The sequence below is a fragment of the Niallia sp. Kr1 genome (assembly GCF_050389805.1).
GTDB lineage: Bacteria > Bacillota > Bacilli > Bacillales > Cytobacillaceae > Bacillus_BD.
In genome coordinates, this window is record NZ_CP130945.1 from 4,641,228 (window position 1) to 4,666,326 (window position 25,099).

Annotated in this window: 23 protein-coding genes; 4 read left to right on the forward strand and 19 right to left on the reverse strand. The window is 41.9% G+C overall.

Annotation, left to right across the window (positions count from 1 at the left end; all coding sequences use genetic code 11):
* Positions 1-283 precede the first annotated feature (283 nt).
* The 4 genes from Q5760_RS22775 (at position 284) to Q5760_RS22790 (ending at position 3,959) form a co-directional block, all read left to right on the forward strand.
* Positions 284-694, forward strand: coding sequence for a hypothetical protein (locus tag Q5760_RS22775; RefSeq protein ID WP_428909835.1), 411 nt, complete (start codon positions 284-286; stop codon positions 692-694).
* Positions 639-1,109: a glutathione S-transferase C-terminal domain-containing protein gene (locus Q5760_RS22780; protein ID WP_428909836.1), complete on the forward strand. Its 471-nt coding sequence runs from the start codon at positions 639-641 to the stop codon at positions 1,107-1,109. Before Q5760_RS22775 ends, Q5760_RS22780 begins: the two co-directional genes overlap by 56 nt.
* 107 nt (positions 1,110-1,216) lie before the next feature.
* Entirely contained in the window at positions 1,217-2,356 is a 1,140-nt protein-coding gene (locus Q5760_RS22785) for a M20 peptidase aminoacylase family protein (protein WP_428909837.1), read from the forward strand.
* Between the two features lie 88 nt (positions 2,357-2,444).
* A complete protein-coding gene (locus tag Q5760_RS22790) occupies positions 2,445-3,959 on the forward strand; it encodes an AbgT family transporter (protein WP_428909838.1) in 1,515 nt (504 codons plus the stop codon).
* Between the two features lie 233 nt (positions 3,960-4,192).
* Here the strand turns inward: Q5760_RS22790 and Q5760_RS22795 are convergent, their stop codons facing one another.
* The 19 genes from Q5760_RS22795 to Q5760_RS22885 form a co-directional block, all read right to left on the reverse strand.
* Positions 4,193-5,149: a ribose-phosphate diphosphokinase gene (locus Q5760_RS22795; protein ID WP_428909839.1), complete on the reverse strand. Its 957-nt coding sequence runs from the start codon at positions 5,147-5,149 to the stop codon at positions 4,193-4,195.
* Between the two features lie 2 nt (positions 5,150-5,151).
* Entirely contained in the window at positions 5,152-5,310 is a 159-nt protein-coding gene (locus Q5760_RS22800) for a hypothetical protein (protein ID WP_428909840.1), read from the reverse strand.
* Positions 5,311-5,647: 337 nt separating this feature from the next.
* On the reverse strand, positions 5,648-6,991 hold the full coding sequence (locus tag Q5760_RS22805) for an ABC transporter permease (RefSeq protein ID WP_428909841.1): 1,344 nt from the start codon (positions 6,989-6,991) through the stop codon (positions 5,648-5,650).
* Positions 6,988-7,659, reverse strand: a complete 672-nt coding sequence (locus Q5760_RS22810) for an ABC transporter ATP-binding protein (RefSeq protein ID WP_428912665.1) — start codon at positions 7,657-7,659, stop codon at positions 6,988-6,990. The genes Q5760_RS22805 and Q5760_RS22810 overlap by 4 nt, the downstream gene beginning before the upstream one ends.
* Before the next feature lie 125 nt (positions 7,660-7,784).
* A complete protein-coding gene (locus tag Q5760_RS22815; RefSeq protein WP_428909842.1) occupies positions 7,785-9,005 on the reverse strand; it encodes a lipopolysaccharide biosynthesis protein in 1,221 nt (406 codons plus the stop codon).
* Positions 8,893-10,086, reverse strand: coding sequence for an O-antigen ligase family protein (locus Q5760_RS22820; RefSeq protein WP_428909843.1), 1,194 nt, complete (start codon positions 10,084-10,086; stop codon positions 8,893-8,895). Before Q5760_RS22820 ends, Q5760_RS22815 begins: the two co-directional genes overlap by 113 nt.
* Positions 10,087-10,205: 119 nt before the next feature.
* Entirely contained in the window at positions 10,206-11,324 is a 1,119-nt protein-coding gene (locus Q5760_RS22825) for a glycosyltransferase family 4 protein (protein ID WP_428909844.1), read from the reverse strand.
* Positions 11,321-12,466, reverse strand: coding sequence for a DegT/DnrJ/EryC1/StrS family aminotransferase (locus Q5760_RS22830; protein ID WP_428909845.1), 1,146 nt, complete (start codon positions 12,464-12,466; stop codon positions 11,321-11,323). Before Q5760_RS22830 ends, Q5760_RS22825 begins: the two co-directional genes overlap by 4 nt.
* 29 nt (positions 12,467-12,495) lie before the next feature.
* Entirely contained in the window at positions 12,496-13,062 is a 567-nt protein-coding gene (locus Q5760_RS22835) for a DapH/DapD/GlmU-related protein (protein WP_428909846.1), read from the reverse strand.
* Entirely contained in the window at positions 13,063-14,139 is a 1,077-nt protein-coding gene (locus Q5760_RS22840; protein WP_428909847.1) for a Gfo/Idh/MocA family protein, read from the reverse strand.
* A 14-nt stretch (positions 14,140-14,153) separates the two neighbouring features.
* Positions 14,154-15,482 carry a nucleotide sugar dehydrogenase gene (locus Q5760_RS22845; protein WP_428909848.1) on the reverse strand — a complete coding sequence of 443 codons (1,329 nt, stop codon included), beginning with the start codon at positions 15,480-15,482 and terminating at the stop codon, positions 14,154-14,156.
* A gap of 272 nt (positions 15,483-15,754) precedes the next feature.
* On the reverse strand, positions 15,755-17,062 hold the full coding sequence (locus tag Q5760_RS22850; RefSeq protein WP_428909849.1) for a glycosyltransferase family 4 protein: 1,308 nt from the start codon (positions 17,060-17,062) through the stop codon (positions 15,755-15,757).
* 3 nt (positions 17,063-17,065) lie between these two features.
* Positions 17,066-17,683 (reverse strand): acetyltransferase, encoded by a 618-nt coding sequence (locus Q5760_RS22855; protein WP_428909850.1) that lies wholly within the window; start codon positions 17,681-17,683, stop codon positions 17,066-17,068.
* A complete protein-coding gene (locus Q5760_RS22860; RefSeq protein ID WP_428909851.1) occupies positions 17,673-18,341 on the reverse strand; it encodes a sugar transferase in 669 nt (222 codons plus the stop codon). The genes Q5760_RS22855 and Q5760_RS22860 overlap by 11 nt, the downstream gene beginning before the upstream one ends.
* Before the next feature lie 34 nt (positions 18,342-18,375).
* Positions 18,376-19,509, reverse strand: coding sequence for a DegT/DnrJ/EryC1/StrS family aminotransferase (locus Q5760_RS22865; protein WP_428909852.1), 1,134 nt, complete (start codon positions 19,507-19,509; stop codon positions 18,376-18,378).
* 33 nt (positions 19,510-19,542) lie between these two features.
* On the reverse strand, positions 19,543-21,345 hold the full coding sequence (locus Q5760_RS22870) for a polysaccharide biosynthesis protein (protein WP_428909853.1): 1,803 nt from the start codon (positions 21,343-21,345) through the stop codon (positions 19,543-19,545).
* Positions 21,346-21,784: 439 nt separating this feature from the next.
* Complete coding sequence (locus Q5760_RS22875; RefSeq protein ID WP_428909854.1) at positions 21,785-22,477, reverse strand: CpsD/CapB family tyrosine-protein kinase; 693 nt, start codon at positions 22,475-22,477, stop codon at positions 21,785-21,787.
* Entirely contained in the window at positions 22,467-23,207 is a 741-nt protein-coding gene (locus Q5760_RS22880; protein ID WP_428909855.1) for a YveK family protein, read from the reverse strand. Before Q5760_RS22880 ends, Q5760_RS22875 begins: the two co-directional genes overlap by 11 nt.
* Before the next feature lie 446 nt (positions 23,208-23,653).
* On the reverse strand, positions 23,654-25,039 hold the full coding sequence (locus tag Q5760_RS22885) for an L-cystine transporter (RefSeq protein ID WP_428909856.1): 1,386 nt from the start codon (positions 25,037-25,039) through the stop codon (positions 23,654-23,656).
* Between the last annotated feature and the right edge of the window lie 60 nt (positions 25,040-25,099).

Sequence of the window (25,099 nt, forward strand, 5' to 3'; positions counted from 1 at the left end):
CCCTTAACTCATACTTATAACCTATAATGTATCAGGGGACGTCTCCCCCTGTCTCTTAAACATTCTAATAAATGAGGAATCTAAGCGTTATTATTGAAAGGATTCACGAACACATACTTTAATCAAACGTTTATTTAGAGGAGTCAGACTTTCTTCCCTCCCCCTCTCTCACTCCACGAATCCTCTTTCACATATTGACATAGCCAGATTAATAACAGTAAAATAATTAATTATATAAACTAACTCGGAATTGGTAGAGTTATAGATTGGTTGGTTTTATTCTATGTCACAGAATCAGCATCAAAAGAATCGATTTACGACTCCGTTTGGTGATCATCCAGGAGATCTGCCAGTTGAACCAGGTAGGTATCGGTTAATATGGTCCCCACATTGCCCTTGGGCACATCGGTCGGTCATTGTTCGCAAGCTTCTTGGATTAGAGGATGTGATTAGCCTTGGAAGTGTCAATCCGATTCGCTCTGAACAAGGATGGGAGTTTTCACTTGATGAACATGGTGTCGATCCCGTTTTAGGAATTCGCTATTTAAGTGCGGTTTATTTTAACAGCGATCCTGAATTTACAGGAAAGGCTACGGTTCCAGCTCTTGTAGACATCGAAACCAAAAAGGTTGTAAACAATGATTTTTCTGCATTACCCACCCTACTTGGAAACGGTCTGGGCTCCTTTTCATAAAAAGGGTGCGCCAGATTTATACCCTGAACCTTTGCGAAGCGATATTGATAAGCTGAACGAGATCATTCACCGCGATATTAATAAAGGTGTCTATAAATGCAGTTCCGCTGAGTCCCAAGAAGAGTACAAAACAGCGTATCATGCTTTATTTGCCAGATTGGATGAACTGGAACAGCGCCTATCTTCACAGCGCTACTTATTTGGGGATAGTATTACCGATTCTGATGTACGGCTTTATGTTACCTTAGCCCGTTTTGATCTTGTCTATTACACAAAGCATAAAGCCAATCGCAATCGGCTGATCGATTTTCCAAATTTATGGGGATATGCTCGAGACTTGTATCAGACGCCTGGTTTTGGCGATACCACTGATTTTGAAGCCATCATAAAGAACCGAGATGCTTCAGGAACATGAAACATGGGGACGGTTCTGTTTGTTTCATTGAGTGAAATCTTGTCCTAAACCGATAAGAGAAAAACAACAAGAACTGCCCCTTTCAGAATAGAAGGAGGGGTTGAAAAATGGTAGATGAGCAAGATTTACTATTAAAGAAACTAGTAGATTATCGAAGAGAACTGCACGAACATCCTGAACTCTCCATGAAGGAATACAAAACAACGGATAGAATTAGACGCTGGCTCCAAGAGGCTGGAATTACGATATTAGAATTTCCATTGGAAATCGGAGTAGTTGCAGAGATTGCCGGAGCGCAACCCGGTCCTACGATTGCCTTGAGAGCGGATATTGATGCCTTGCCGATTCAAGAGAACACAGGATTGCCCTTTTCATCGAAAAACGATGGAGTGATGCATGCATGCGGGCATGATTTTCACACCGCTTCTATGATTGGTGCCGCAATTCTTTTACAAAAACGAAAGAACGAAGTAAAAGGGAACGTCCGTATTATTTTTCAACCAGCAGAGGAAATTGCACAAGGCGCCACTTTCATCGAAAAGGCGGGTGTATTGGATGGAGTCGAGGCGATTTTCGGGATGCATAATAAGCCTGAACTACCTGTTGGAACGATCGGCGTACGCGAAGGCTCTCTAATGGCTAGTGTGGATCGGTTTGAAATTGAAGTAACAGGTGTTGGCGGTCACGCTGGAATTCCCAATAACAGCATTGATCCGATTGTCATTTCCAGTCAAATCGTTACGGCATTACAGTCCATCGTTAGCCGGAATTTAAGCTCGTTTCATAATGCGGTCATCAGTGTGACAAGGATGACTTCAGGAAATACATGGAACGTCATTCCTGAAAAGGCAGAGCTTGAGGGAACGGTCAGAACGTTTCAAAAAAAAGCTCGTGAAGCGATTCCCGAATTAATGAAGCGCACAGCCGAAGGAATTGCTCAATCCTTTGGGGCTAAAGCAGAATTTCGTTGGTATCCTTACATGCCGGTATTGGAAAACACTCCAGAATTTAAAAAGGTGGCAGCCGAAACGGCGGTTGAGCTTGGTTACGAAGTTGTGGAAGCTGAGCAAAGTCCTGCAGGAGAAGACTTCGCTCATTATTTAACGAAAATCCCTGGATTTTTCGTCTGGATGGGGGTAGACGGTCCAAAAGAATGGCATCACCCTGCTTTCACATTAGACGAAAACGCCCTAATCGTAGCAGCCAACTACTTTACCCAGCTTGCTATCAACGTGAGTCACAAATGAGTCAGGGGACCTTCCCTGCGACTCATTTCCTAGTATTTATATAGATTTAATTTTAATAAAATAATAGATTTAGGGAGAAAAAACAAATATGGACACACATCAAGAAAAAGGTAAATTTGTTCGATTTTTAAATGGGATTGAGCGGGTTGGTAACAAGCTTCCTGATCCGTTTATTCTGTTTGTTTCACTAGCTGTACTCGTCGCGATTGTATCATGGGTCATCTCTTTATTTAATATAACCTTTGAACAGCCCGGAACCGGGGAAATCGTTGCGATTAAGAGTTTGTTATCTAAAGAAGGACTTCAGTTTATGCTGACTTCCACATTGAAGAATTTTGTCGGGTTCGGACCACTCGGAATTGTATTAACGATGATGCTTGGGATTGGTCTAGCTGACAAGGTGGGGTTACTTGAAACATTTATTAAAAATACAATTCTACGGGCACCAAAAGCGATTATTACCTACGCGGTCGTTTTTACGGGAATCATTGGGAATATCGCTGGAGATGCAGCCTTTGTGATCATTCCCCCACTTGCCGCTATGGTATTTTATAACGTAGGGAGACATCCATTAGCCGGTCTTGCTGCCGGATTTGCCGGAGTAGGATCAGGTTTTACCGCTAACATTCTAATTACGAACACAGATGCCGTAATGTCCGGGATATCATCCCAAGTTATGGAATCAATGAATGCAAGTGTTACCGTTACGCCAGTGGATAACTGGTACTTCATGGCGGTATCAGCCATCGTACTCTCTATCGTAGGGGCATGGATCACAGAGAAAATCGTGGAACCAAGACTTGGCACCTATGAGGGAGACATGAAAAAGGAGTTTCATGATACAACCCCTCTTGAAAAGAAAGGTTTGCGTAATGCAGGGATTGCAGCGCTCGTGTATATTGGTTTATTATTGGTTTTAATCTTTATTCCGGACTCATTCCTTCGTAACGAAAATGGCGGTTTAATCCCATCGCCTTTACTTGCTGGGATTGTACCGATTGTTACCTTGTTCTTCATTACCGTTGCGGTTGCTTACGGAGTGACGGTTAATAAAATTAATAGCTCCAAAGATGTCCCAAAATATATGGGAGAAGCGTTAAAGTACATGTCCAGTTTTATCGTTCTGATCTTTGCGGCAGCACAGTTTATTGCCTACTTTGAATGGTCCAATATTGGATCATGGTTAGCTGTCAGCGGCGCAAACTTCTTACAAAACGTTGGGGTTACAGGCATTATTGTCGTGGTTGCTTTTACTTTGCTAACCGCTTTGTTAAACCTGTTGGTCTTTAGTGGAGCAGCGTTGTGGGCACTAGAGGCTCCAGTGTTTTTAAAAATGTTCTATCTATTAGGCTATCATCCAGCATTCATTCAGGCAGCATACCGAATCGCTGAATCAGCTACCAATACCTTAACTCCAATGAACCCATATTTCGTAGTAGTACTAGGGTTTATCAGAGAATATGATAAAAAAGCCGGTATGGGAACATTGATTTCACTAATGCTACCATACAACCTAATCTTCCTAGCAGTCTGGATTATCCTATTGCTAATCTTTGTATTCTTAGGAATTCCATTTGGGCCTGGTGTTGGGGTGTATTACTAGATGATTCTTGGGGCCGTTGTTGAAACGTAGGGACGGTTCTACTTGTTTCACTTTTGAGCAAGAATTACTAGAGATGGTGCCGCAAGGCATCATCTTTTTTTGCCTACTCTTAATCATTGTCATTTTAATCACTTTCAATAATAGAGCATGACAAAGGGGTATTCTAGCATTTGCTATCGCAAACGCTAGAATACCCCTTTTTGGACAGAGTGATGAGTCAGAGGGACAGGTCCTCACTCAAATAACACACTGACGGGTTTTTCTTCGTGAACCCGAATTATGGCTTCTCCTATTAATTCCCCTACAGACAAGTATGTTAGTTTATCAATTCTCTTCTCTTCAGGGAGTTTAATTGTATTCGTGACGATTAATTCTTTAATCGGGGCACGTTCAATTTTTTCAATCGCATTTTCAGAAAGGATTGGATGGGTAACAGCCGCATATACTTCCTTCGCCCCGTTTTCGACTAATGTCTTTGCACTCAATGTGATTGTATCTGCAGTGTTGATCATGTCATCAATAAGAATACACACTTTTCCGTTGACTTCCCCTACCATGGTCGTGATTTCCACTTCATCTGGATGAGGTCTGCGCTTGTCAATAATCGCAATCGGTGCATGTAAATACTCCGCTAATTTACGAGCACGTGACACGCCATTGTGGTTCGGCGTTACAACGACAATATCCTCTCCGTCCAACTGTTGGTCCAATAAGTACTGAGCCAAAATCGGCATTCCGACTAAGTGATCGATTGGGATATTGAAAAAACCTTGTAGTTGTGGAGCGTGAAAATCAATTGTCATCATCCGGGTTGCTCCCGCTTTTTGCAGAAGGTTGGCAACTAGCTTGGACGTAATCGGTTCACGCGGTTTCGCTTTCCGGTCTGAACGAGCATAGGCATAGTACGGAACGACCGCTGTAATGGATTTCGCCGAGGCGCGTTTCAAGGCATCCACCATGATTAATAGTTCCATTAAGTGTTCATTCACCGGAGCATTCGTGGATTGAACCACAAACACATCACATCCACGTACACTTTCTTCAATATGGATTTGAATTTCTCCGTCGCTAAATCGAGCAACAGAACATTTGCCAAGCTCAAGCCCAATCGCATCCGCAATTTGCCCAGCCAACTCACGATTGGAGCTTAAAGAAAATACCTTCAAATTTGGATCTAGATAAGAATTCATATTTACCCCCTCATTTCTCGATACACGGGGACGGTTCTCAGCGTTTCATTTTCCCCTGTATGCAAAAAGCCTTTTAGTTCTTTAGCTAACTTTTCCCCTGCTTTTCTAAGCAAGCAATCGTAAATAATCAATAAAAATAGAGTTCCTTTACAATTTCTCATTTTAGTTCCGCTTCTACATTTTATCCTGTCAGAGTAATAGAATCAATTTCTGCTTCCTGTATCTTTTTTATGAGTCAGAGGAACAGGTCCCACTTATTGTGCTTTTGCAACTTCCGAAGAAACATGGGGGACGGTTCTCAGCGTTTCATTTTGAACCTAGAGTTAGACATCAAAGTGAGATTCCCTTCCCCCCTTCTCACTACTACACAACAAAAAAACGGACCCCTAGTTCGCTTCCGCAAACATAAGATCCGCTTTATCTTCTATCTCGTCTTGAGTGAGGGACAGGTCTCATAACTCAATGAGTCACGGGTCCTGTCCCTGCGCCCCAGTTCCCTTACTCAAACCTTAACGCCTTATTAGGCTGCAATCGCGCAGCTTTAATGGCTGGATAGATGCCGCAAATGCACCCGATCCCGATTGATGAGAACAGGGCGAGTTTGACAAGCCATATCGGCATGGATAGGGAAAAGATCGATATGGACCCATTCCACCATTCTACAAAACCAAAGCCCAACGCGAGCCCGATTGCTCCACCCAATGTGCACAGCAGCAGGGTTTCAAAGAAAAATTGGTATAGGATTTCGATGGTGGAAGCCCCTAATGCTTTTCGAATTCCGATTTCGCGTGTCCGCTCTCGAACGGACATGACCATGACGTTCATGATCCCGACACCACTAATGAGTAAAGCGATGGCTGTAATGCCCGTCAGCATCACCTGTAAGATTTGTGTCACCTTATTAATGGCTTCTAGCATCTCCGTTTGTTTGACAATACTAAAATCGGCTTCTGAATGATGGACCCGAACAGCGGAGTACACGTCCTTTTCCACTTGTTCTAGCTCGTCAACCCCATTCGGCTGTACATAAATACTCGTTAAGTTCTTCACACTCGTCACTTCTAGTACCATTTCAATAGGAATCACGATACTATTATCCGTCGTCATCCCGAGGGTTGCTTGCGGTTCTAATACACCCACTACCTTAAAGGGCACACCATGGATCAGAACTTCCTTTCCCACTAATGTTGGTTTGACCTCTTCCGCTCTTACGCTCGTTCCGATAAGCCAATCGAACATCCTCTGCCACCATTTCTGATTCTGTCCATCGTTACCGCCCTCTTCCATCACCGGTTCTTGCATTTGCTCCTCCAGCAAGGCGGAATGGATTCTACTGCCGAGTACAACAACCCGCTCCATCCCTTCTGCCTCTTCCTTTGAAAAAAAGCGTCCTTCCGCTAAACCCGTATGCATTACGTCTGGATAAGTCACACTCGTCCCGATGATCAGCCCTTCAACCGCTACGGCATTCTTTTGTTCACTTTTCTTATAGTCAATTCTTCCGACTGTTTCAAGTATAGGTGTAACGGACTCCACGGAATCCACCTTTTCAATTTCCTTCACATCGTTGTAGGTCAACGTACTAGGAGCACCAGACATCCCGCTCATAAAATTAAAGTTGCCGGTTTCGTCCCCTAACACCCGTCCAGGAACAACCATCATCTGCTCTGCACCTAGTCCACCTAATTGCTTCATAATGGTATCCTTGACTCCAAGCGCAATCGATGACAAAACGATAACAGCAAATACGCCAATGATAATGCCCAACATGGATAACAGCACACGAAATTTATTCGCCCAAAGTCCTAGACATGCTAATTGAAATGAAGTAACGAGCTTCATAACTGAACCTCCTTCAGCACCCCGCCTTTTAACATCATGGTCCTTTGAGCTCTTTTCGCTACCTCTGCATCATGTGTGATCAAAATAATGGTCACCCCTTTTTGATGTAAATCATCGAAAATATTCAGGATAAACTCTGTATTTTCCTCATCCAAGCTCCCAGTCGGCTCATCTGCCAACAAAAGGGCCGGCTCATTCACAATCGCTCTCGCAATGGCTACACGTTGCTTTTGACCGCCTGATAGCTGATGGGGCTTCTGCCTCATTTTTGCCTGTAACCCAACTGATTCGATTGCTTTTCGCACGTATTCCTTTTTACGAATGAACCACTTTCGATTATAAATAAGTGGAAGCATGACGTTTTGATAGATCGATAGATTCGGGATCAGCTGAAAGTTTTGAAAAACAAACCCCATCTGTTCATTCCGGAGTTGCGTCAGCTTCCCCTTACTCAGGGTGTTAATCCTCCTGTCTTCATACCTATATTCACCAGCATCCGCCGTTTCAAGTGTTCCTATAATATTCATTAGCGTACTTTTCCCTGACCCCGATGAACCCATAATGGCCACATATTCACCTTTGTCTATAGAGAAGTCCAAATTCTTCAGCACTAACTCCTTTCCAGCAGCTGATCTATAGGACTTATGGATATTTGATAATGTGATCATTCCATTCATTCCTTTCCGATTAAATGACACCTTTGGGAATGAAACACCTCATGCCCAACTTTTGCGCATCAGCAGACATCTTCAGAGTGAAACAAAAAGAACCGTCCCTGTGTTTCTTTCCTTTTCTAAGCACCAGCAGACGTTTTCACTTGTTTCTTCTTGAAATCATTTAAGAGGTAGATCGATATCATGAGTAATACTTTCACGATACTTGCAGCTAATCCCCCTATCGCAAATCCCATTAAACCGTATAAATGGTAAAAGAGGATGACCCCTACCATATAGATGATGACATTCGTGGCACTGATGACCATCTGCCAGTTCATATGGTTAAACCGGAGTACAATCGGATGGATCGTAGAGGCCATCATGTCAATCATCGCCGTGGCTATCGTGATCGGGATTAATTTCATCGACTCCTCCGCCCATTTTGGATATAGGAATTGTAAAACAGGATGACTGATCAATACCGTGACAAAATAACCGATTACCCCGATGACAAGGGAAAGGAACAACACATAAAAAAAGTGCTGCCTTTTCATTTTTTCCATTCTCGCCAAATAACTTAGCATGACACTGCTCACCGGTGTAATTGCCATGGAGATGATTTTTCCCAAAATGGTTGCCGTATAATAAACGGACACCGCCGCTGGTCCGATTAAGGGAAAAATTAAAAGTTTGTCTGCATAGATTAAAACGTTTTTCATAAACGTTGACAAAAATAAAATGAAACTCTTATACGTTGTTTTTTTAAATAACGGGGTTCTTGTTAGTTTTTCTTTTAAAAGAATCGAATGTCTCATGATATAAAGCAGACTCAAGGCTGACCCTACGATATAAATAAATGGCCAATACCCTGTTATCCAAAAGACGAGCAAGCCCAATCCATATCCAATCCCTAAAATGACATTATTGATGAGGATGGCTTTATAATTTAACGTAATCCGAAAACTCACGATTAAATACTCTCTCGTTAGATTTAAACAGGAAAGCAAAATCATGAAGAGTACACTACTAAAGGAAAAAGCCCCCTCGTAGTAGATCGTACCGACAATCATCATACATGCATTAATGACAACAGCACCAAGAAGCAGAATATTAAAATCACCCTCTATCTGCTTCTTTTCATAATCGATATTGGTCAGTAGCCTTATATTATTCAGGACATTCCCAAACGGCTGGCTTAGTAAAGTGGAAAGACTGACTAATGTGATAACCAAGCCATATTGAACATCACCGAGTCTTGAACCGATGACGGGTAAAATCACGAGCTGAAGAATCAGGATGGGCAGAGCCGTAGCGATGATATTTAAAATCGTATCGATGATGATTTTCTTTTTGAGCATGTATGCTCTCTCCCTTTGACGGAACTAAAAAATGAACATTGATCAACAGACCAAGCAATATCCAAAATTTCATTTCCGTTAAATATGACCCACTCACCATTAAATGGACGAACCCTAAACACAGCCAGATGATCACCATATTGCTTTTTTCTTTATTTTTTAAAAAGAAGGAACGTACAATTAAGCTGATCAGTCCCATCGCCAGTATTCCGCCCATCATCACGCCAAAATTAGCCCCTATTTCTAAAAAAAAGTTATGACTGTATCCTAATCCTCCGACTCGATCCCCGCCAATACCTACTCCTCGTAAGGGATGGTTCGCGATTTCCCCCAGAACATATTGATAAATAGGTTCCCTGCCGCTTAAATGAATCTCTTCATTATTTAAAAAGAGCATTAAGCTCCGACTATTAATCCCAAACTTTAATAAAAAATCGTAAAGCGAGACAAGAATGTTTTCAAGATTAACGAGCACCAACATCGTACTCGCCATAACAGTGAGATAGAAAAAGATCTTTTTATAATGAAGCTTCGATTGAGGGCTAAGCATTTTCAACACCATAAAGATCGCGATACACAGGATCGCCCCTCGCGCTCCTAATGCCAGTATGACCAGCACTGCAACCAACGCACAAAATAGGGCTTTGAGGGAGAACGTATCAAAAAATTCATCAATCAGTAGGATGGCCGGCAGGAGAAGATAATAGGAAAGTGCCATACTGTATGTACCTGCTTCAGCCCCGCCTAAGACGATTTGAATGCCGGCAATCGTTCCAAATCCAAACACAATCCAGCTTGCCTTTTTCATAATATCCTTTAGAACCTTCCAGTCATTAAGGCATAGGCTATACAAAAACGCGGGCATGCACATGAAGAAAAAGGAAAAGCTTATTTCTCCTATATAGATTCGATTTTCCGGAAAGAACAGAAAATGAAGGAGAAACACCAAAATGGCGATAAAGTAGCTTCCTATCAATAGCATTCTCCTTTTTTTCAGCACGACAGGCAAAGAGTACAGGAAAAAGAATCCTACCAATCCTTTTGACAGGAGCTGTACCACCGCACCACTGCCCGTATCCATTAAGTTAAAGGAGATTAAAATAAAATACTGGATGGTAAGCACCACATAGGAAGCCATTAACGCGATGCTTATTTTCCTATCATCAGATATCGTTTTCACTATTTTCATGCTCATAAGCCTCACTTATTTTGTTCCATGATCTGGGTGTAAAGGTTGAAATAGTCCTCCGATATTTTATTCCAATGGAACTGATCCACCTTTTCCACGCAATTAGTTGACAGGACCTCATAGTTATTCAAAATCCCCTCGATCGCATCCGCGACTTCTTCTGCAGAGGTAGAGGTGACAGAATAACCCACGACTCCTTCGTCGAACTGTCCATCAAAGCCCTGACCTTGACTATAAATAACGGGCAATCCCTGACTCATCGCCTCAGGGTAAACGAGCCCAAACGTTTCTGAGATCGATGGCATCACAAAAATATCATGATCACGATAAATGTTGATTAGCTCTTCCTTCTGCTTCGGCTCGATATATTGAACAAAAGGCATTGATTTTAATGTCTGACCGATCGTTGGGTCTTCCATTCTTCCCACAACTGTGAATGTAACCTGATATCCTCTCTGTATGAGAAGTTCGATTGCTTTTGTGGTGGTTAACACATTTTTTCGTTTATTAACAACTCCTGCATACATTAATTTCAAATCATCTTTAGAAGGAGACTCTTTATAATGGGATCTATTTTTAAACCAAAAGTCATCAATTCCGTTTGGGACAATTTCTACTTTTCTGCTAATTTCACATGTAAGATGTTCAGGAACGCAGGTCTCCATTACCGTATTTTTATAGGATTCCGATAAACAAATGATGTTGTCTGCTTCTTTTAAAATCTCAACACCCAGTTTTCTTAGATGAATCATATATTTGAAAAAATAATTCACATCCGTATTTCTTATAGCTACCATATAAGGAATTCCAAACTCTTTCTTTAACTTCCATGCGATATAACCATTAGAGAATAGAGAATGGGCATGGACCATGTCATAATCCCGGATGTCATATTTGTTCTTGACGTCCTTTACAATTTTATGATGTTTAATATGGAAGAAAAATCGATCATATTTACTGTGATTGGTACTGACTGTTGTGTAATCGCCAAGATTTACGTTTGATAGATTCACGGCATTTGATACTGGAACATACACATCGATCTCTACCCCTTGGTCTTTTTGCCTATCGTATAAATGTTTATAAAACATTCCGCCGCCATAGTAGGAGTTGATATGCAATATTTTCATATGACATTGTCTCCATTTAAAACCATCTTGATCACCTTCGTGACCGCCATCACTTCATCTTCACCCATATAAGGATGGATCGGTAATGACAGCACAATGTCACTAAGCTCATTCGCTACGGGAAACTCCTTGTCATCATAATCGTACTCTTCAAATGCCCTTTGTTTGTGCATCGGTTTAGCGTAGTAAATCATACTGGGAATGCCGTATTCTTTAAGCTTAGCCTGCAAGTAATCTCTTTGTCTTTTACTTTTTAGCTTAATGGTATACTGTGCAAAGCTTGAATAGTAGCCTTCCGGGATAACAGGGGTTTCGACGATAGATGAGAGTCTTTCGTTATACTGCCTGTATACTTTATTAATATCGGATAATTCATGGTCGATAAATGCCTTTAGCTTCACCTTTAAAACCGCTGCTTGGATGGTGTCTAACCTGGAATTGACACCAATTCTTACATTGTCATATTTATGAGTTCCTTTCCCATGAACCTTCAAGGACTGGATTAACTCTGCTAATTCGTCATCATCCGTGAAGATCGCTCCCCCATCCCCGTAACAGCCTAAAGGCTTCGCAGGAAAAAAGGAAGTCGTAGCGGCATCTCCAAAGCTACAGGCTCTTTTTCCATTCATACTCCCTCCAAAACCCTGTGCTCCATCTTCTAATACGAGTAACCCATACTTTTTCGCTATTTTCTCGATTTTTTCATAATCTGCCGGAAGACCAAATAAGTCAACCGGAATAATCGCCTTTGGTGTTAACCTTTCTTCTTCCACTGTTTTCATAATGGCTTTTTCTAATGAGTTCGGATCGATATTAAACGTATCCCGATCGACATCGACAAAAACCGGTGTAGCCCCTCTAAAGGATACGACTTCTCCTGTTGAAAAGAAGGTAAAGTCTGGGACAAATACCGCATCTCCTTCTCCGATCCCCCATGCCATCAACACCAGCGTCATGGCCTCTGTTCCATTACCACAAGAAATACAGTGTTTGACCCCGACATAGCGAGCTAATTGTTCTTCGAGTTCTCCCACTTGTTTACCTCCAATAAAATGGGCGCCTTCCAGGACTTCCTGTATGGCAGAATCAATCTCCTTCTTATAGGTGTGGTACTGAGTCTTTAAGTCTCTAAATTCCATCATGTATTCATTTCCACCTCCATATCATTCGTCTATTCTGATATCTCTTTTAGTCCTCCTTCGCAAAGGAAATACGCTTTCCCACATTCCATACATGTCAATCCATCCTTTAGAGCCTTCCCGCATTCGCATACCCAGCCATTTTGTTTCCCAGGTACTCCGAAAATTAAGGCATGGTCCGGAACGTCCTTTGTTACGACCGCTCCGGCTGCGATCATGGCCCACCGACCAATCGTAATTCCGCACACAATCGTCGTGTTTGCCCCAATCGTCGCCCCGTGCTTCACAAGTGTCCTTTTATATCCTGCAGCTCCTTTCGGATATTTACTTCTAGGTGTTAAGTCGTTGGTAAAGACCATAGACGGTCCACAAAATACATAATCCTCTAGCTCGACCCCTTCGTATACGGAAACATTGTTCTGGATTTTGACCCCATTTCCAATTTTGACGTGGTTTGAGATATTCACATTTTGACCTAACGAGCAATTTTTTCCGATAACAGCCCCTTTTTGAATATGAGAAAAATGCCAAATCTTAGTGCCTTCCCCGATTGTTACTCCTTCATCGATATAACTGCTTTCATGAATAAAGTAGTTCATCTACATACTCCCCCTGAAATCCAACGTGCTGCCCTTTTCCATCGGAAGCTTCACACTTTTCCCTTGTAGCGATGATTGGTAAATCGCCAGAACAAGTTCTAACGCCCTTCTTCCATCCTCTGCCGTCACGTATGGTTCTCGATCGTTTTGGATAGCGTCTATGACGTCCGCGTATAACGGAATATGCCCAAATCCATAGACATTTGGAGGGTTTTCCTGAAACTCCTGCTTCACTTCATCTGGATCATCCAGCCCATCGGCAAACTGCCATTCTTCAATTCTATTAACCGAGTTCCCACCTGCTTTGACCGTGCCTTTTTCTCCAAATAGATAGAGCGTTTCTTCTAGATTTTTGGGATAAATATTTGTTGTTCCTTCTATGACCCCATAGCTTCCATTGGCAAACTTAATGAGCGCCATCCCTAAGTCTTCCGCTTCGATAAAGGGATGGTTCAGGTTATCTGTCAGCCCGATGACTTCAGTAATTTCGTTGCCCATCATCCACCGGAGGAGATCAATATTATGAATACACTGGTTCATCAGGGCACCGCCATCCTGCTCCCATGTTCCTCGCCAAGGAGCTTGCTTATAATAATCTTCCCCCCTGTTCCAGCGGATATGGGCCGTTCCATGTAGAAGCTTTCCAAATCGATTTTGTTCGACTGCTTCTCTTATCTTTTGAATCGATTTGTTAAACCGATTTTGATGGCATGCACTCACCTTCACTTTTTTTTCCTTTGCTCTAGCGATGATTTCATCCACTTCCTGCAGTGAAAGAGCAATCGGTTTTTCAATAATCACATGGCAGCCGGCGTCAATACAATCTAACGCGATTTGCCCGTGCTTTCCGCTCTCCGTGCAAATTGCTACGAGTTGTGGTTTTTCCTTTTGGAGCATCTCTCTATAGTCGGTATATTGAGCAGTAGCTGGAGGAAGTTGATGTTGACGAATTTTCTCCTGCATTTTTTCAGGTACGATGTCACATAAAGCAACCAATTCCAATTTATTTTCGATCGCCGCAGCAATATGATTTGGCGAAATTCTTCCACATCCAATTAAGACAAATCGTAAACTCAACAGAATCTCTCCCTCTATAATAATTCGATATTTTCTCGATTCTGAATTTCCTTCATTGCATTTTTCGTATCAAAGATGGCCTTTGCGTGTTGTTGGACAAAGGAGTAATCGACCGTTGTATGGGCAGTCGTAATGATTACTAAGTCAGCGCTTTGAATCAGTTCCGCTGATAATTGAGATTCTCCCTTTTTTACTATGCCATGATCACGATACTCCTTCACGAAAGGATCATAGTAAACGACCTCTGCTCCTCCCTTTTCTAACTCTTCAATGACTCTGATAGCAGGGCTTTCCCGGTAATCATCAATATCCTGTTTATAGGCCACGCCAAGCATGAGGATTTTGGAACCCTTTATCGCTTTTTCGCTTTGATTAAGGATTTTACTTGCTCTCTCGGCACAGTACTCAGGCATTCGGTCATTCACCATCATGGAGGATTCAATCATGCTGGTATGGAAGCCATATTCACGCGCCTTCCAGGAAAGATAGTATGGATCAAGCGGAATACAATGCCCGCCCAGTCCTGGTCCTGGATAAAAGGCCTGAAAGCCATATGGCTTCGATTTTGCCGCATCGATGACTTCCCATAAATTAAGACCCATTTTGTTACATAAAATCGCTAGCTCATTCACAAGTCCAATATTGACATTTCGGTAGGTATTTTCTAAGATTTTTTCCATTTCGGCAACCGCTGGAGATGAGACGCGATGAATCGGTGCTTCTAGAATGCTTTCGTATAGGGTAGCGGCTACGTCCGTACAATGGGGAGTCATTCCTCCAACGACTTTGGGAGTGTTTTTCGTCTTATAAATTAGATTTCCGGGATCGACACGCTCCGGAGAAAAGGCTAGATAAAAGTCTACCCCACATCTAAGCCCGGATGTTTCCAGGATCGGCTTCAGGAGATCCTCTGTCGTTCCTGGATAGGTGGTTGATTCTAATACGATTAGCATCTCTTTATGCATATGGGGAACGATTGCTTCTGCGCTAGATCTCACATAACTAATATCTGGCTGCTGATGGACATCAAGCGGCGTAGGGACACAAATACACACACAGTCCGCCTTCGCGACCTGGGCAAAATCGGTTGTCGCAGAAAGAAGTCCGGAATGCACGATTTCTTGAAGGTCCTCATTCACGACGTCGCCAATATAATTTTGACCAGCATTTACCATCTCTACCTTGTGCTCTTGTATATCAAAACCAATCGTTTTAAACCCAGCTTTCGCTTTCTCTACAGCAAGTGGCAGCCCTACATAACCCAAGCCGACCACTCCAAGTGTGGCACTTTTGTTCAACAATTTTTGTTTCAAGCTATCCGCATTTGGTTTCTGTACGCTCATCCTGTTGTTCCCCCCGTTTCGCTCCTTTTTGTTCAAGGACGTAATCCCTATTCCTTCGCTTGAAAAAAGGGCTTTACAACCCTTTTCATGGATATAAACCTTCTTCTTCTGACTGAAAAAGGGCGTGAGACCTCTTCTCAAGGACATAATCCTACTTTCTCCGCTTGAAAAAGGGCGTGAGACCCCTTCTCAAGGACATAATCCTTCTTCCTTCGCTTGAAAAAGGGCGTGAGACATCATCCTACGACTCTCCCTATTCCCAGAACCTTCAATCATCGATCTATATTCGATCCCACGTAGGTCTCCTGAATCTCCTTCTTTTCAACTCCTAATACATCCACCAGTTTCTCTGTTAATCTAGTAAAGTCATAATCCTGTGCAGCAATCCGTGCATTTTGGCAATAAAGGGTATATTCGGCTTTAGACATTTGTGAAAATTGAATGATCGCTTCACTTAGTTGTTTGACATTCGCGTTGTCGACCACCATCCCGCACTGATATTTTTGAATCTGATCATAGCCAAACTCACAATCCGAAATAGTCGGCTTCCCGCTAGCAAAATACTCAAACATTTTATTCAGACTGGCTCCATATCTTTTAAGCGAATTTTGTTCAAAATGCATGATGTTCACGTTTGATTTACTGAGAATGTAGGGGATTTTATTTTTCTCTACAAACCCTTTAAACGTAATATTTTGCAGATCCTTAGATTGGCAGTATTTTTCTAATGCTTCTTTCTCTGGTCCATCCCCATAGATTAAAAGTTTTATATGTTGATATCCCAAGAATTCGATATATTCGGCTGCTTCCACCAATTTTTTCACGTTGTTTGCTTTTCCGATCGACCCTGTATAAATCACCTTAAAGGTTTCTTTATTGTTTAGATCCTCATCCTCTACCGTGTGAAATTCCCTGTTATAGTCAAACATCTCGAGATCAACGCCATTATTGATATGATGGACCTTGTTTAGATCAATCGGCCCACCATTTTCTTGATCCCAGCCCTTATCAACGATATAATCCTTTCCGCCTTCCATTGTGAAAATTAATGCATCTGCCTTTTTGTAGATCCATTTTTCACCAAGGTATAAAAGTTTTGCGATGATACTGCTTCTTTTTAATGCGCCATACGCAACAATCGTTTCAGGCCATAAATCTCTTATTTCACAAATACATGGAATCCCAAGCTTTTTGGCGATTTTAATCCCTGCAATCAGGGTAAGAGGGTGAACACTTGAAGCCAAAATCACATCAGGCTTTCCGAAACGTTTGGCATATTGCCTTGCTACGGGAAAAAGATTTCGATAGAACGTGATCATATTGAGAATTCGCGATCTTCCATTTCCCTTATATTCGGGTGTTTTGACGAACACAAATGGAATACCATTGAGCTGGTCTGAAGCATATTTCTGGCCGCCCATTGGGATGCTTTCATTTGAATTATGCATGGTGGATGCGCAAAATATGGTTGGATGAGCCCCAAGTTTTACTAAGTTTTCGGCAAACCAATAATGTCTGCCCGCCTGATCTTTAAACATTTTGGTACCGTAATGATTCCATATCCAAACTTTCCTTTTCATCCTTTATACTCTCCTCGCCGGTACACCGATATAGGTACCAGGGTCCGTGATATCCTTCACAATTGTAGCACCTGCACCTACCATGCAATGGGCTGTAATCGACACATTATTCTTTATGGTGCACCCGACACCTAACCATGAACCTTTTCCGACTTTGACCGTACCGGCTACATGAGCCCCTGGTGATACGTGAACAAAATCCTCCAGTACGTTGTCATGATCAATGGTGACACCTGTATTAATAATGCAGCCCTTGCCGATTTTGGTGCAGCAATTCACTACAGCACCCGCCATGATCACGGTTCCTGATTCGAGTTCAACCTCTTCTCCCAATACCGCTGAAGGATGGATCAACGTAGGGATGCTTGCCTCTTTGATTTCAAGTGTTTTCTGTAAGGTCTCCCTTGTTCGGTTGTCTCCAATTGCTACAAAAATGTCGTATTCGTCAATATAGTTGAAGGCATCAAAGGTTTTACCTACTATCTCGAATCCCATGGACGATGTTAGACTTTCGTTATCATCTACAAAGGCAATTCTGTTCCACTTACTCATTTTTAAGGCAATATCAGCAACCACTTTCCCGTGACCACTAGCACCTATGATCAGAAGTTTATTGTTCATCGCTTCGTCCTTTCTCTTTTGTTCCTTCAAAAGGCTCCATTGTCGCTGCATTTTCCGGAGAAATCCCTTCTCTGATCCACACCTTTTGGATCGTGAGAAGGATAATTTTCCAATCATGAATAAAAGTAACGTTGTCTACGTACTGGACATCCAGATTCAATTTCTCATCCCAGTTGATCGAATTCCTTCCACTCACCTGTGCCAAGCCCGTTAAGCCTGGTCTTACTTCATGGCGTCGTTTTTGATGGTCATTATAAAGAGGCAGGTATTGGACTAATAATGGTCTTGGGCCTACAAACGACATATCCCCTATTAAAATATTAAAAAGCTCAGGGAGCTCATCAAGTGAAGTGGAGCGAAGAAACTTTCCAAATTTCGTCAATCTCACATGATCCGGCAATAATTCCCCCTTCTCATCCCTCTCGTCGGTCATCGTTCGAAACTTATACATCGTAAAGATTTTCTCCCGATACCCCGGACGATTCTGTTTAAACAGCACGGGACTGCCAAGCTTTATTTTCACAAGGATGGCAACGACTAAAAAGAAAGGACTCAGAACGACCAGCGCCATCAAAGACAATAGAATATCCATGGGTCTTTTTATATATCTTCTGTACATATTTAGCTTCGCTGCCAACTCACTCACCTTACTTTTCATAATTTCATAGTTGAACCATTCTACTGTCAGTCACTCACCATAGCTTCTTAATCGTCTCTACCACTCTTATCAAATCTTCTTCCTTCATCTTTGTATCACTAGGCAAGCACACGCCATTTTCAAACAGCCGTTCTGTCACGTCCGTTCCCACATAATCATATGCTTCAAAGAATGGCTGCAAATGCATCGGTTTCCATAGGGGTCTTGATTCAATGTTTTCTTTCTCAAGTGCCTCCAGCAGCTCCACGGGACGAATTCGACCATTGACGGTCATGCAGCTTAGCCAGTAATTCGGCTCATTCCAGTCATTCACTGGCATGAATTGGACTCCCTCAAGTCCACACAGCTCTCTCTGATAAAATTCAAAAATCGCTTTCTTCTTTGCTACTCTTTGATCCAACACTTTCAGCTGCCCTCTCCCAATGCCGGCAAGCACATTACTCATTCGATAATTAAATCCTAGTTCACTATGTTGATAGTGTCTGGCTTTGTCTCTACTTTGCGTTGCCCAAAATCGAACCTTCTCGATTTTTTCTTCATGGTCCGAAACCAGCATGCCGCCGCCTGAGGTTGTAATAATTTTGTTTCCATTAAATGAGAAAACCCCGTAATCCCCAAAGGTGCCCGTATGCTTTCCCTTGTAATAGGTACCTAAAGACTCAGCAGCATCTTCAATCACTGGGACACCGTGCTTTTGGCAAATCTCCAGGATTGGGTCCATATCTGCCGACAATCCATAGAGATGCACGACGATCACAGCCTTCACGTCTGGATATTTCAAAAAAGCAGCTTCCAGCGCCTGCGGACACATATTCCACGTTTCATAATCGCTATCAATAAAAACAGGAGTGGCATTTTGATAGATGATCGGATTCGCCGTTGCCGAAAATGTAAGTGTTGGACAAAAGACAATATCCCCCGAACCCACGCCCGCTGCTTTCAAGGCTAAATGAATGGCTGCTGTACCCGTTGAAAGGGCGGCCGCTGCTTTTGAACCGACCATCGCTGCCAGTTCCTTTTCAAATCCATCCACATTTTCGCCGACAGGGGCAATCCAGTTTGTATCAAAGGCCTCTTTTATATACTGCTTTTCATATCCTTCCTCACTCATATGTGGTGATGAAAGATAGATTCGCTCTCTCCCTGTCCCCGTTTTCTTTTCGACCATTCCATTCAACCCTCCCTTGTTGAGGTTTTACACTCACACATCTATTTTCGTATTGGCAATCCTCAAAAGCGTCTCCTTCAGTTCATCTTCATCTTTACCGATTAATGTCTCCATCACAGAGTAAAGTTCTTTTTTCCCAAGTGGCTCTGCCTTCCCAATAAAAATTTTCGGAAACACTTGGGCTTCTCCCACTTCATTTTCATTCAACAACTCTTCAAACAGCTTCTCACCTGGTCGTATTCCCGTGAAGGTGATTCCAATTTCCTCTACTGAATAACCCGAAAGCGTAATGAGTTTTTTAGCCAGGTCCACAATCTTAACCGGTTCTCCCATATCCAGCACAAACACCTCGCCGCCTCGGGCTAAGGCACCCGCCTGAATGACAAGCCTTGAAGCCTCAGGAATCGTCATAAAATAACGGGTCATCTCTGGATGTGTAACTGTAACAGGACCGCCCTCTTGAATTTGCTTCTTAAATACAGGAATGACACTCCCGCGACTCCCCAGAACATTTCCAAACCGGACGGCCACAAATTTCGTTTCACTTTCCTTTGCCATATTTTGTATAATCATCTCCGCGATCCGTTTGGTGGCTCCCATAACATTTAGAGGATTCACGGCCTTATCAGTTGAAATCAGAACGAAATTTTTTACCCCAAAGGCATCCGCCGCAACCGCTACATTTCTTGTGCCGATGATATTGTTTTTCACCGCTTCTGTCGGATTATATTCCATTAATGGAACATGCTTATGGGCTGCTGCGTGATACACCACATCTGGTCGATACTCATCCATGATTTCAAGGATTCGTGCATCATCTTGAACATCCGCAATAATGGGGATGATTTCAAATTCATGCCCGTATTGTTGCTTTAATTCCATGTCAATGGTGTAGATGCTATTCTCCCCGTGACCGAGCAGAAGTAGCTTTCTCGGTGAAAATCTAGCAATTTGCCTGCATATTTCAGAACCAATCGATCCACCTGCACCTGTGACTAGAACCGTTTTACACGTTAATTTATCCGAAATTCTATTCATATCTAATTCAACAGGCTCACGGCCCAGTAGATCTTCCACCTCAACATCTCGGATTTGATTGATGGAAACCTTTCCTGTTACCAGATCCTCGATTAATGGGAAAATTTTTGTCGTCGCCTTTGTTTTGGCGCATTCCTCATAAATCTTGTTGATTTCCTGCTTGCTTAATGAAGGGATCGCAATCACAATATTTTTGATTTTATATTTTTCGACAATACATGGGATATCTTGAATTCCACCCTTTACTTCAATTCCATAGATTTGCAATCGATGCTTACTGTGATCATCATCGACAAAAGCAACTGGATAAAGCTGCTCCTTGTTATTTTTCATTAGCTGACGTGCTACCATCGTTCCAGCAGAACCCGCTCCGACAATCAACGTTCGTTTTTGATTAGGATGAGGGGATATGTAATGGTCTCGGAATACTCTCCATGAAAAACGAGATCCCCCAATTAATAAGACATGCATCATCCATGTAATGCCTAAAATTCTAAAGTATACATCTAGATATACTAGGGATTGGACAATTGCTGTCATAATGATGGAAAAGGTGACTGCTTTCAGGATCGCTTTTAGCTCGCCAACACTCGCATACTCCCATGCCTTCTGATAAAGATGATAGATGGAAGCAAATAAATGGTGACTGATTAATAAAGTAATGGAACTAACCCAAAGCATGGGCTCTTTATAAAAACTGGTGTAGGGATGCAACAATAAATACCCAACAAAAATGGAGGTCAAGACAATGATTGAATCTAAACAGACTAGAAGGGGAACCCGTTTTTCATATGTCATTTAAAACCTTCCTTGTCTAAAGAGTTTAAAAAGACGTGATGCTAAGGTTTAAGTGGACAACCTTGTTCAATGAGATGTTCTCTCATTTAGAAGCAAACAAATACGTTAATAACGGATTTGTTACAGTTGTTAATTTGTATTAAAATCATGTGCATACTTGGATTTTATCCAGCAAGGGTTGAAAGGAATCCTCAACAAAGATGGTTCAGGTGAGCTGCCTTAGAGGAATACAACGACTCGGATTTTTTTGTGATGAGAATATTCAAATATTTAAATTTCTGATTTTATCTATAGATAAATTTTATGATTCGATGTGACAACGATGATATGAATTCCTTTAATAGGCTGCCTTCCTCGTATATTAGGATATTATTTCATCATTTTTTAAGATATTAATAAACTATATTATAAATTTATTACATTTGTTTTACCTCTCACCCTAATAAGAATAATAATGGGTGTTTTTCATCTTTTTATCATTTAGGATGGCACCCAAAAGGTGACTATTCACTGAGTTTAATAGATCCTTTGCCTTGATTGCTTGCTCGACTTCTGTTTTTCCACTGCTAATAACCAAAATAGTCCCATCACATTTACTTGCTAATATCTGCCCATCTGTTACAGCCAATAAGGGGGGCGAATCAAAAAGTACCATGTCATACGCTTCTCTTACTTCACTCATTAACGCTTCCATTGCTTTTGAACTAAGCAGTTCAGCAGGATTCGGTGGAATGGGTCCGCTTGTTAAGATATCTAAATTTTCTTCACCCGATTCCTGTACCGCTTCCTCTAGCGCTGATTGTCTGGTAAGGACATTCGTTAATCCTTTTGAATTGGTCAGATTAAACGTATAGTGAACGGTTGGCTTTCTTAGGTCAGAGTCAATCAGTAGAACCTTTTTCCCTTGTTGGGCAAAGATTACCGCTAAATTGGCAACGGTCGTTGATTTTCCTTCTTCAGGTCCTGACGATGTTACAACCAAGGTCTTTAATTCTTTGTCAACGGATGAGAATTGAATATTCGTTCGGATTGATCGATATTGCTCAGAGATGTGTGACTTTGGATCTGTATTCGTGATTAAGCTCCGTCTTAAATTTGTTGTTTTCTTTTTTGACCTTTTCTTAAGAGCCATATGATCCCCCTCTTGCTACTTCTTTCATCTTTTTCCGATTTCGCAACTCACTCTTACGATCAAATGTAGCAACCGAGCCAAGGACAGGTACTTGTAATAGTCTTTCGATGTCTTGTTCACTTTTGATCGTGTTATCCAAATACTCCAGTAAAAAGGCCACTCCAATCCCCAGCATGAGCCCAATCACCAGTGCTATGGCTATATTTAATAGTGGCTTTGGCTGAACAGGAGATGGATTGTCCTCCACCTTTGCCTGTGCTAAAATATTTACATTATCAATGTTCATCAGTTTTACAATTTCTTCTTGGAAGACTTCCGCTGTTACATTGGCAATCTTTGCTGCCATTTGGGGATCCGGATCCTCGACGGTCAGGTTCACCACTTGAGAATCCTCTGCACTTGAAACTGTCATTTTTTCGTTTAACTGGGCTACCGTCAAATCCAATTCCAATTCATCAATTACTTTATCGAGGATCGCTGGACTTTTCATGATGACGTTATAGGAATTGATCAGTTGTAGGTTTGTTTGAACCTCACCTGGATTATAGACGGTTGGATCGGCCTGCGTTTTGTTGACTAAAAGCTGTGTTGAGGCTTGGTAAATGGGGGTCATGACAAAGTAACTCATGATTCCACTGACCATCACAGACAATGTCGTCAACATCACGATTAACCCGAGTCGTTTTTTTAACGTTCGCAATAATTCCTTTAGATGAATGGTCTCCTCCATGTTCTCCTCCTCGTACCCTCTTTTAAAAAAGTAATCTCACTTGCCTTTTTCTATCCAGAAATAATGACGTAATCTCAAAGTATCTATATTAAACCCTCTATGGAAATATTCGGTAAAATCTAACAAATGGGGCTTTATGCCTTTTGGTAAACATGGGGACGGTTCTCTTGTTTGGTTTAGGGAAAGATGTTGGGGTTACTTTTGTACTTACATGTTTTGAAACCTGGGACGCTATCGATTTTTGTATATTAAAAGGACAAGGGTTAGACCCTTGTCCTAATCATTTGCTCTACGCGTTATCAAATTTTTTCCAATAAGGGATGAGGTGCTTAATGACTCACCCTCTGACTCACCGCAGCTTGGGTTCCATCACGCCCTGCTAAATCAACCTAAAAAAAGCGATTCTACGCTACGCATGGTAGCATTAGAACCGCTTTTTATCTTTTTTATTGTGCTTGGGCAATTTCCGGACGGTTGTATGTTTCTTCCGTGAAATCACCTGTGATTCTGCTTGTTAAGATACCAGATGTCATTCCACCGCTCACGTTTAGTGCTGTACGACCCATGTCGATTAATGGCTCAACCGTTACCATTAATCCAACAATCGCTACTGGAAGGTCCATCACAGATAGAACGATTAAAGAAGCAAATGTTGCACCGCCACCAACTCCAGCGACTCCAAATGAACTGATCATACAAACGATAATCAATGTAATAATAAACGAAATACTTGTTGGGTCAATTCCCGCCATTGGTGCTGCCATGATCGCAAGCATAGCTGGATAGATGCCGGCACAACCATTTTGACCAATTGAAAGACTGAAAGGTCCAGCGAAGTTGGCCACCCCTTCTGATACACCGAAATCATCGGTTTGGCTTTTAATATTCATCGGTAGCGTACCTGCTGATGAACGCGATGTAAATGCAAAGGCCAAAGTCGGAAATCCCTTTTTCATATAAAGAACTGGGTTTAGCTTGGCTAGCGCCAGTAAGATTAAATGAATAATAAACACGATAATGATCGCCACATAGTTGGCAATGACGAACTTCCCAAGGCTAACGAGCGCTTCATAGTTACTTGTAGCCGCAACTTTTGTCATTAATGCTAAAATTCCGTATGGAGTCAGACGAAGAACAAGTGTCACGACACGCATCACGATTGCATAAATCGAATCAATGATTTTCGCAAAAGTTTCTGCCTCCGTTGGATTTTTCCGTCTAACTCCTAAGTAAGCTACCCCAATAAATGCCGCAAAAATAACGACGGCAATTGTTGAAGTTGGGCGTGAACCTGTCAGGTCAGCAAATGGATTACTTGGAATCATCTCTAAGAGTTGCTGAGGAATCGTTAAGTTCTCCGCTGTTTCAACTCGATCCGCTAGTGACTCATTACGAGCTTTTTCCGCTTCCCCTTCTGTTAATTGGAATTCATCTAGGTTAAAGCTAAGTGCTGAACCAATGCCGATTGCTGCTGAAACTCCCGTTGTTAAAACGAGAATCCCAATCACGAGCAAGGCAATTTTTCCAAGATTCTTTGTGACTTTCATCTTTGTGAATGCGCCAACGATGGAAATAAACACAAGTGGCATTACGACCATTTGTAAAAATTTCACATAGCCGCTCCCTACAATATTTACCCATTCAATCGTTCCGGTTGTCGCTTCAGAATCCATTCCGTAGATTAAATGAAGTATGTATCCGAACACAATTCCAAGTCCCAAACCAGCAAACACTCGTTTAGAAAAGGAAACGTGTTTTTTCTGCATTATAACTAATAATGCCAGTAAAGCTATAAACACAATGAGATTAACAATAATAAGACCTGTATTCACTTTTTCTCCTCCACATTTCACTTTCTTGTATACTAGTATAATAGTAAGAATATTACTCTA

Bases quoted from the DNA above. Each gene is read 5' to 3' on its own strand.
- Q5760_RS22775 (WP_428909835.1), top strand. From the start codon at position 284: ATGTCACAGAATCAGCATCAAAAGAATCGATTTACGACTCCGTTTGGT.
- Q5760_RS22780 (WP_428909836.1), top strand. From the start codon at position 639: ATGATTTTTCTGCATTACCCACCCTACTTGGAAACGGTCTGGGCTCCT.
- Q5760_RS22785 (WP_428909837.1), top strand. From the start codon at position 1,217: ATGGTAGATGAGCAAGATTTACTATTAAAGAAACTAGTAGATTATCGA.
- Q5760_RS22790 (WP_428909838.1), top strand. From the start codon at position 2,445: ATGGACACACATCAAGAAAAAGGTAAATTTGTTCGATTTTTAAATGGG.
- Q5760_RS22795 (WP_428909839.1), bottom strand. From the start codon at position 5,149: ATGAATTCTTATCTAGATCCAAATTTGAAGGTATTTTCTTTAAGCTCC.
- Q5760_RS22800 (WP_428909840.1), bottom strand. From the start codon at position 5,310: ATGAGAAATTGTAAAGGAACTCTATTTTTATTGATTATTTACGATTGC.
- Q5760_RS22805 (WP_428909841.1), bottom strand. From the start codon at position 6,991: ATGAAGCTCGTTACTTCATTTCAATTAGCATGTCTAGGACTTTGGGCG.
- Q5760_RS22810 (WP_428912665.1), bottom strand. From the start codon at position 7,659: ATGATCACATTATCAAATATCCATAAGTCCTATAGATCAGCTGCTGGA.
- Q5760_RS22815 (WP_428909842.1), bottom strand. From the start codon at position 9,005: ATGCTCAAAAAGAAAATCATCATCGATACGATTTTAAATATCATCGCT.
- Q5760_RS22820 (WP_428909843.1), bottom strand. From the start codon at position 10,086: ATGGATACGGGCAGTGGTGCGGTGGTACAGCTCCTGTCAAAAGGATTG.
- Q5760_RS22825 (WP_428909844.1), bottom strand. From the start codon at position 11,324: ATGAAAATATTGCATATCAACTCCTACTATGGCGGCGGAATGTTTTAT.
- Q5760_RS22830 (WP_428909845.1), bottom strand. From the start codon at position 12,466: ATGATGGAATTTAGAGACTTAAAGACTCAGTACCACACCTATAAGAAG.
- Q5760_RS22835 (WP_428909846.1), bottom strand. From the start codon at position 13,062: ATGAACTACTTTATTCATGAAAGCAGTTATATCGATGAAGGAGTAACA.
- Q5760_RS22845 (WP_428909848.1), bottom strand. From the start codon at position 15,482: ATGAGCGTACAGAAACCAAATGCGGATAGCTTGAAACAAAAATTGTTG.
- Q5760_RS22850 (WP_428909849.1), bottom strand. From the start codon at position 17,062: ATGAAAAGGAAAGTTTGGATATGGAATCATTACGGTACCAAAATGTTT.
- Q5760_RS22855 (WP_428909850.1), bottom strand. From the start codon at position 17,683: ATGAACAATAAACTTCTGATCATAGGTGCTAGTGGTCACGGGAAAGTG.
- Q5760_RS22860 (WP_428909851.1), bottom strand. From the start codon at position 18,341: ATGAAAAGTAAGGTGAGTGAGTTGGCAGCGAAGCTAAATATGTACAGA.
- Q5760_RS22865 (WP_428909852.1), bottom strand. From the start codon at position 19,509: ATGGTCGAAAAGAAAACGGGGACAGGGAGAGAGCGAATCTATCTTTCA.
- Q5760_RS22870 (WP_428909853.1), bottom strand. From the start codon at position 21,345: ATGACATATGAAAAACGGGTTCCCCTTCTAGTCTGTTTAGATTCAATC.
- Q5760_RS22875 (WP_428909854.1), bottom strand. From the start codon at position 22,477: ATGGCTCTTAAGAAAAGGTCAAAAAAGAAAACAACAAATTTAAGACGG.
- Q5760_RS22880 (WP_428909855.1), bottom strand. From the start codon at position 23,207: ATGGAGGAGACCATTCATCTAAAGGAATTATTGCGAACGTTAAAAAAA.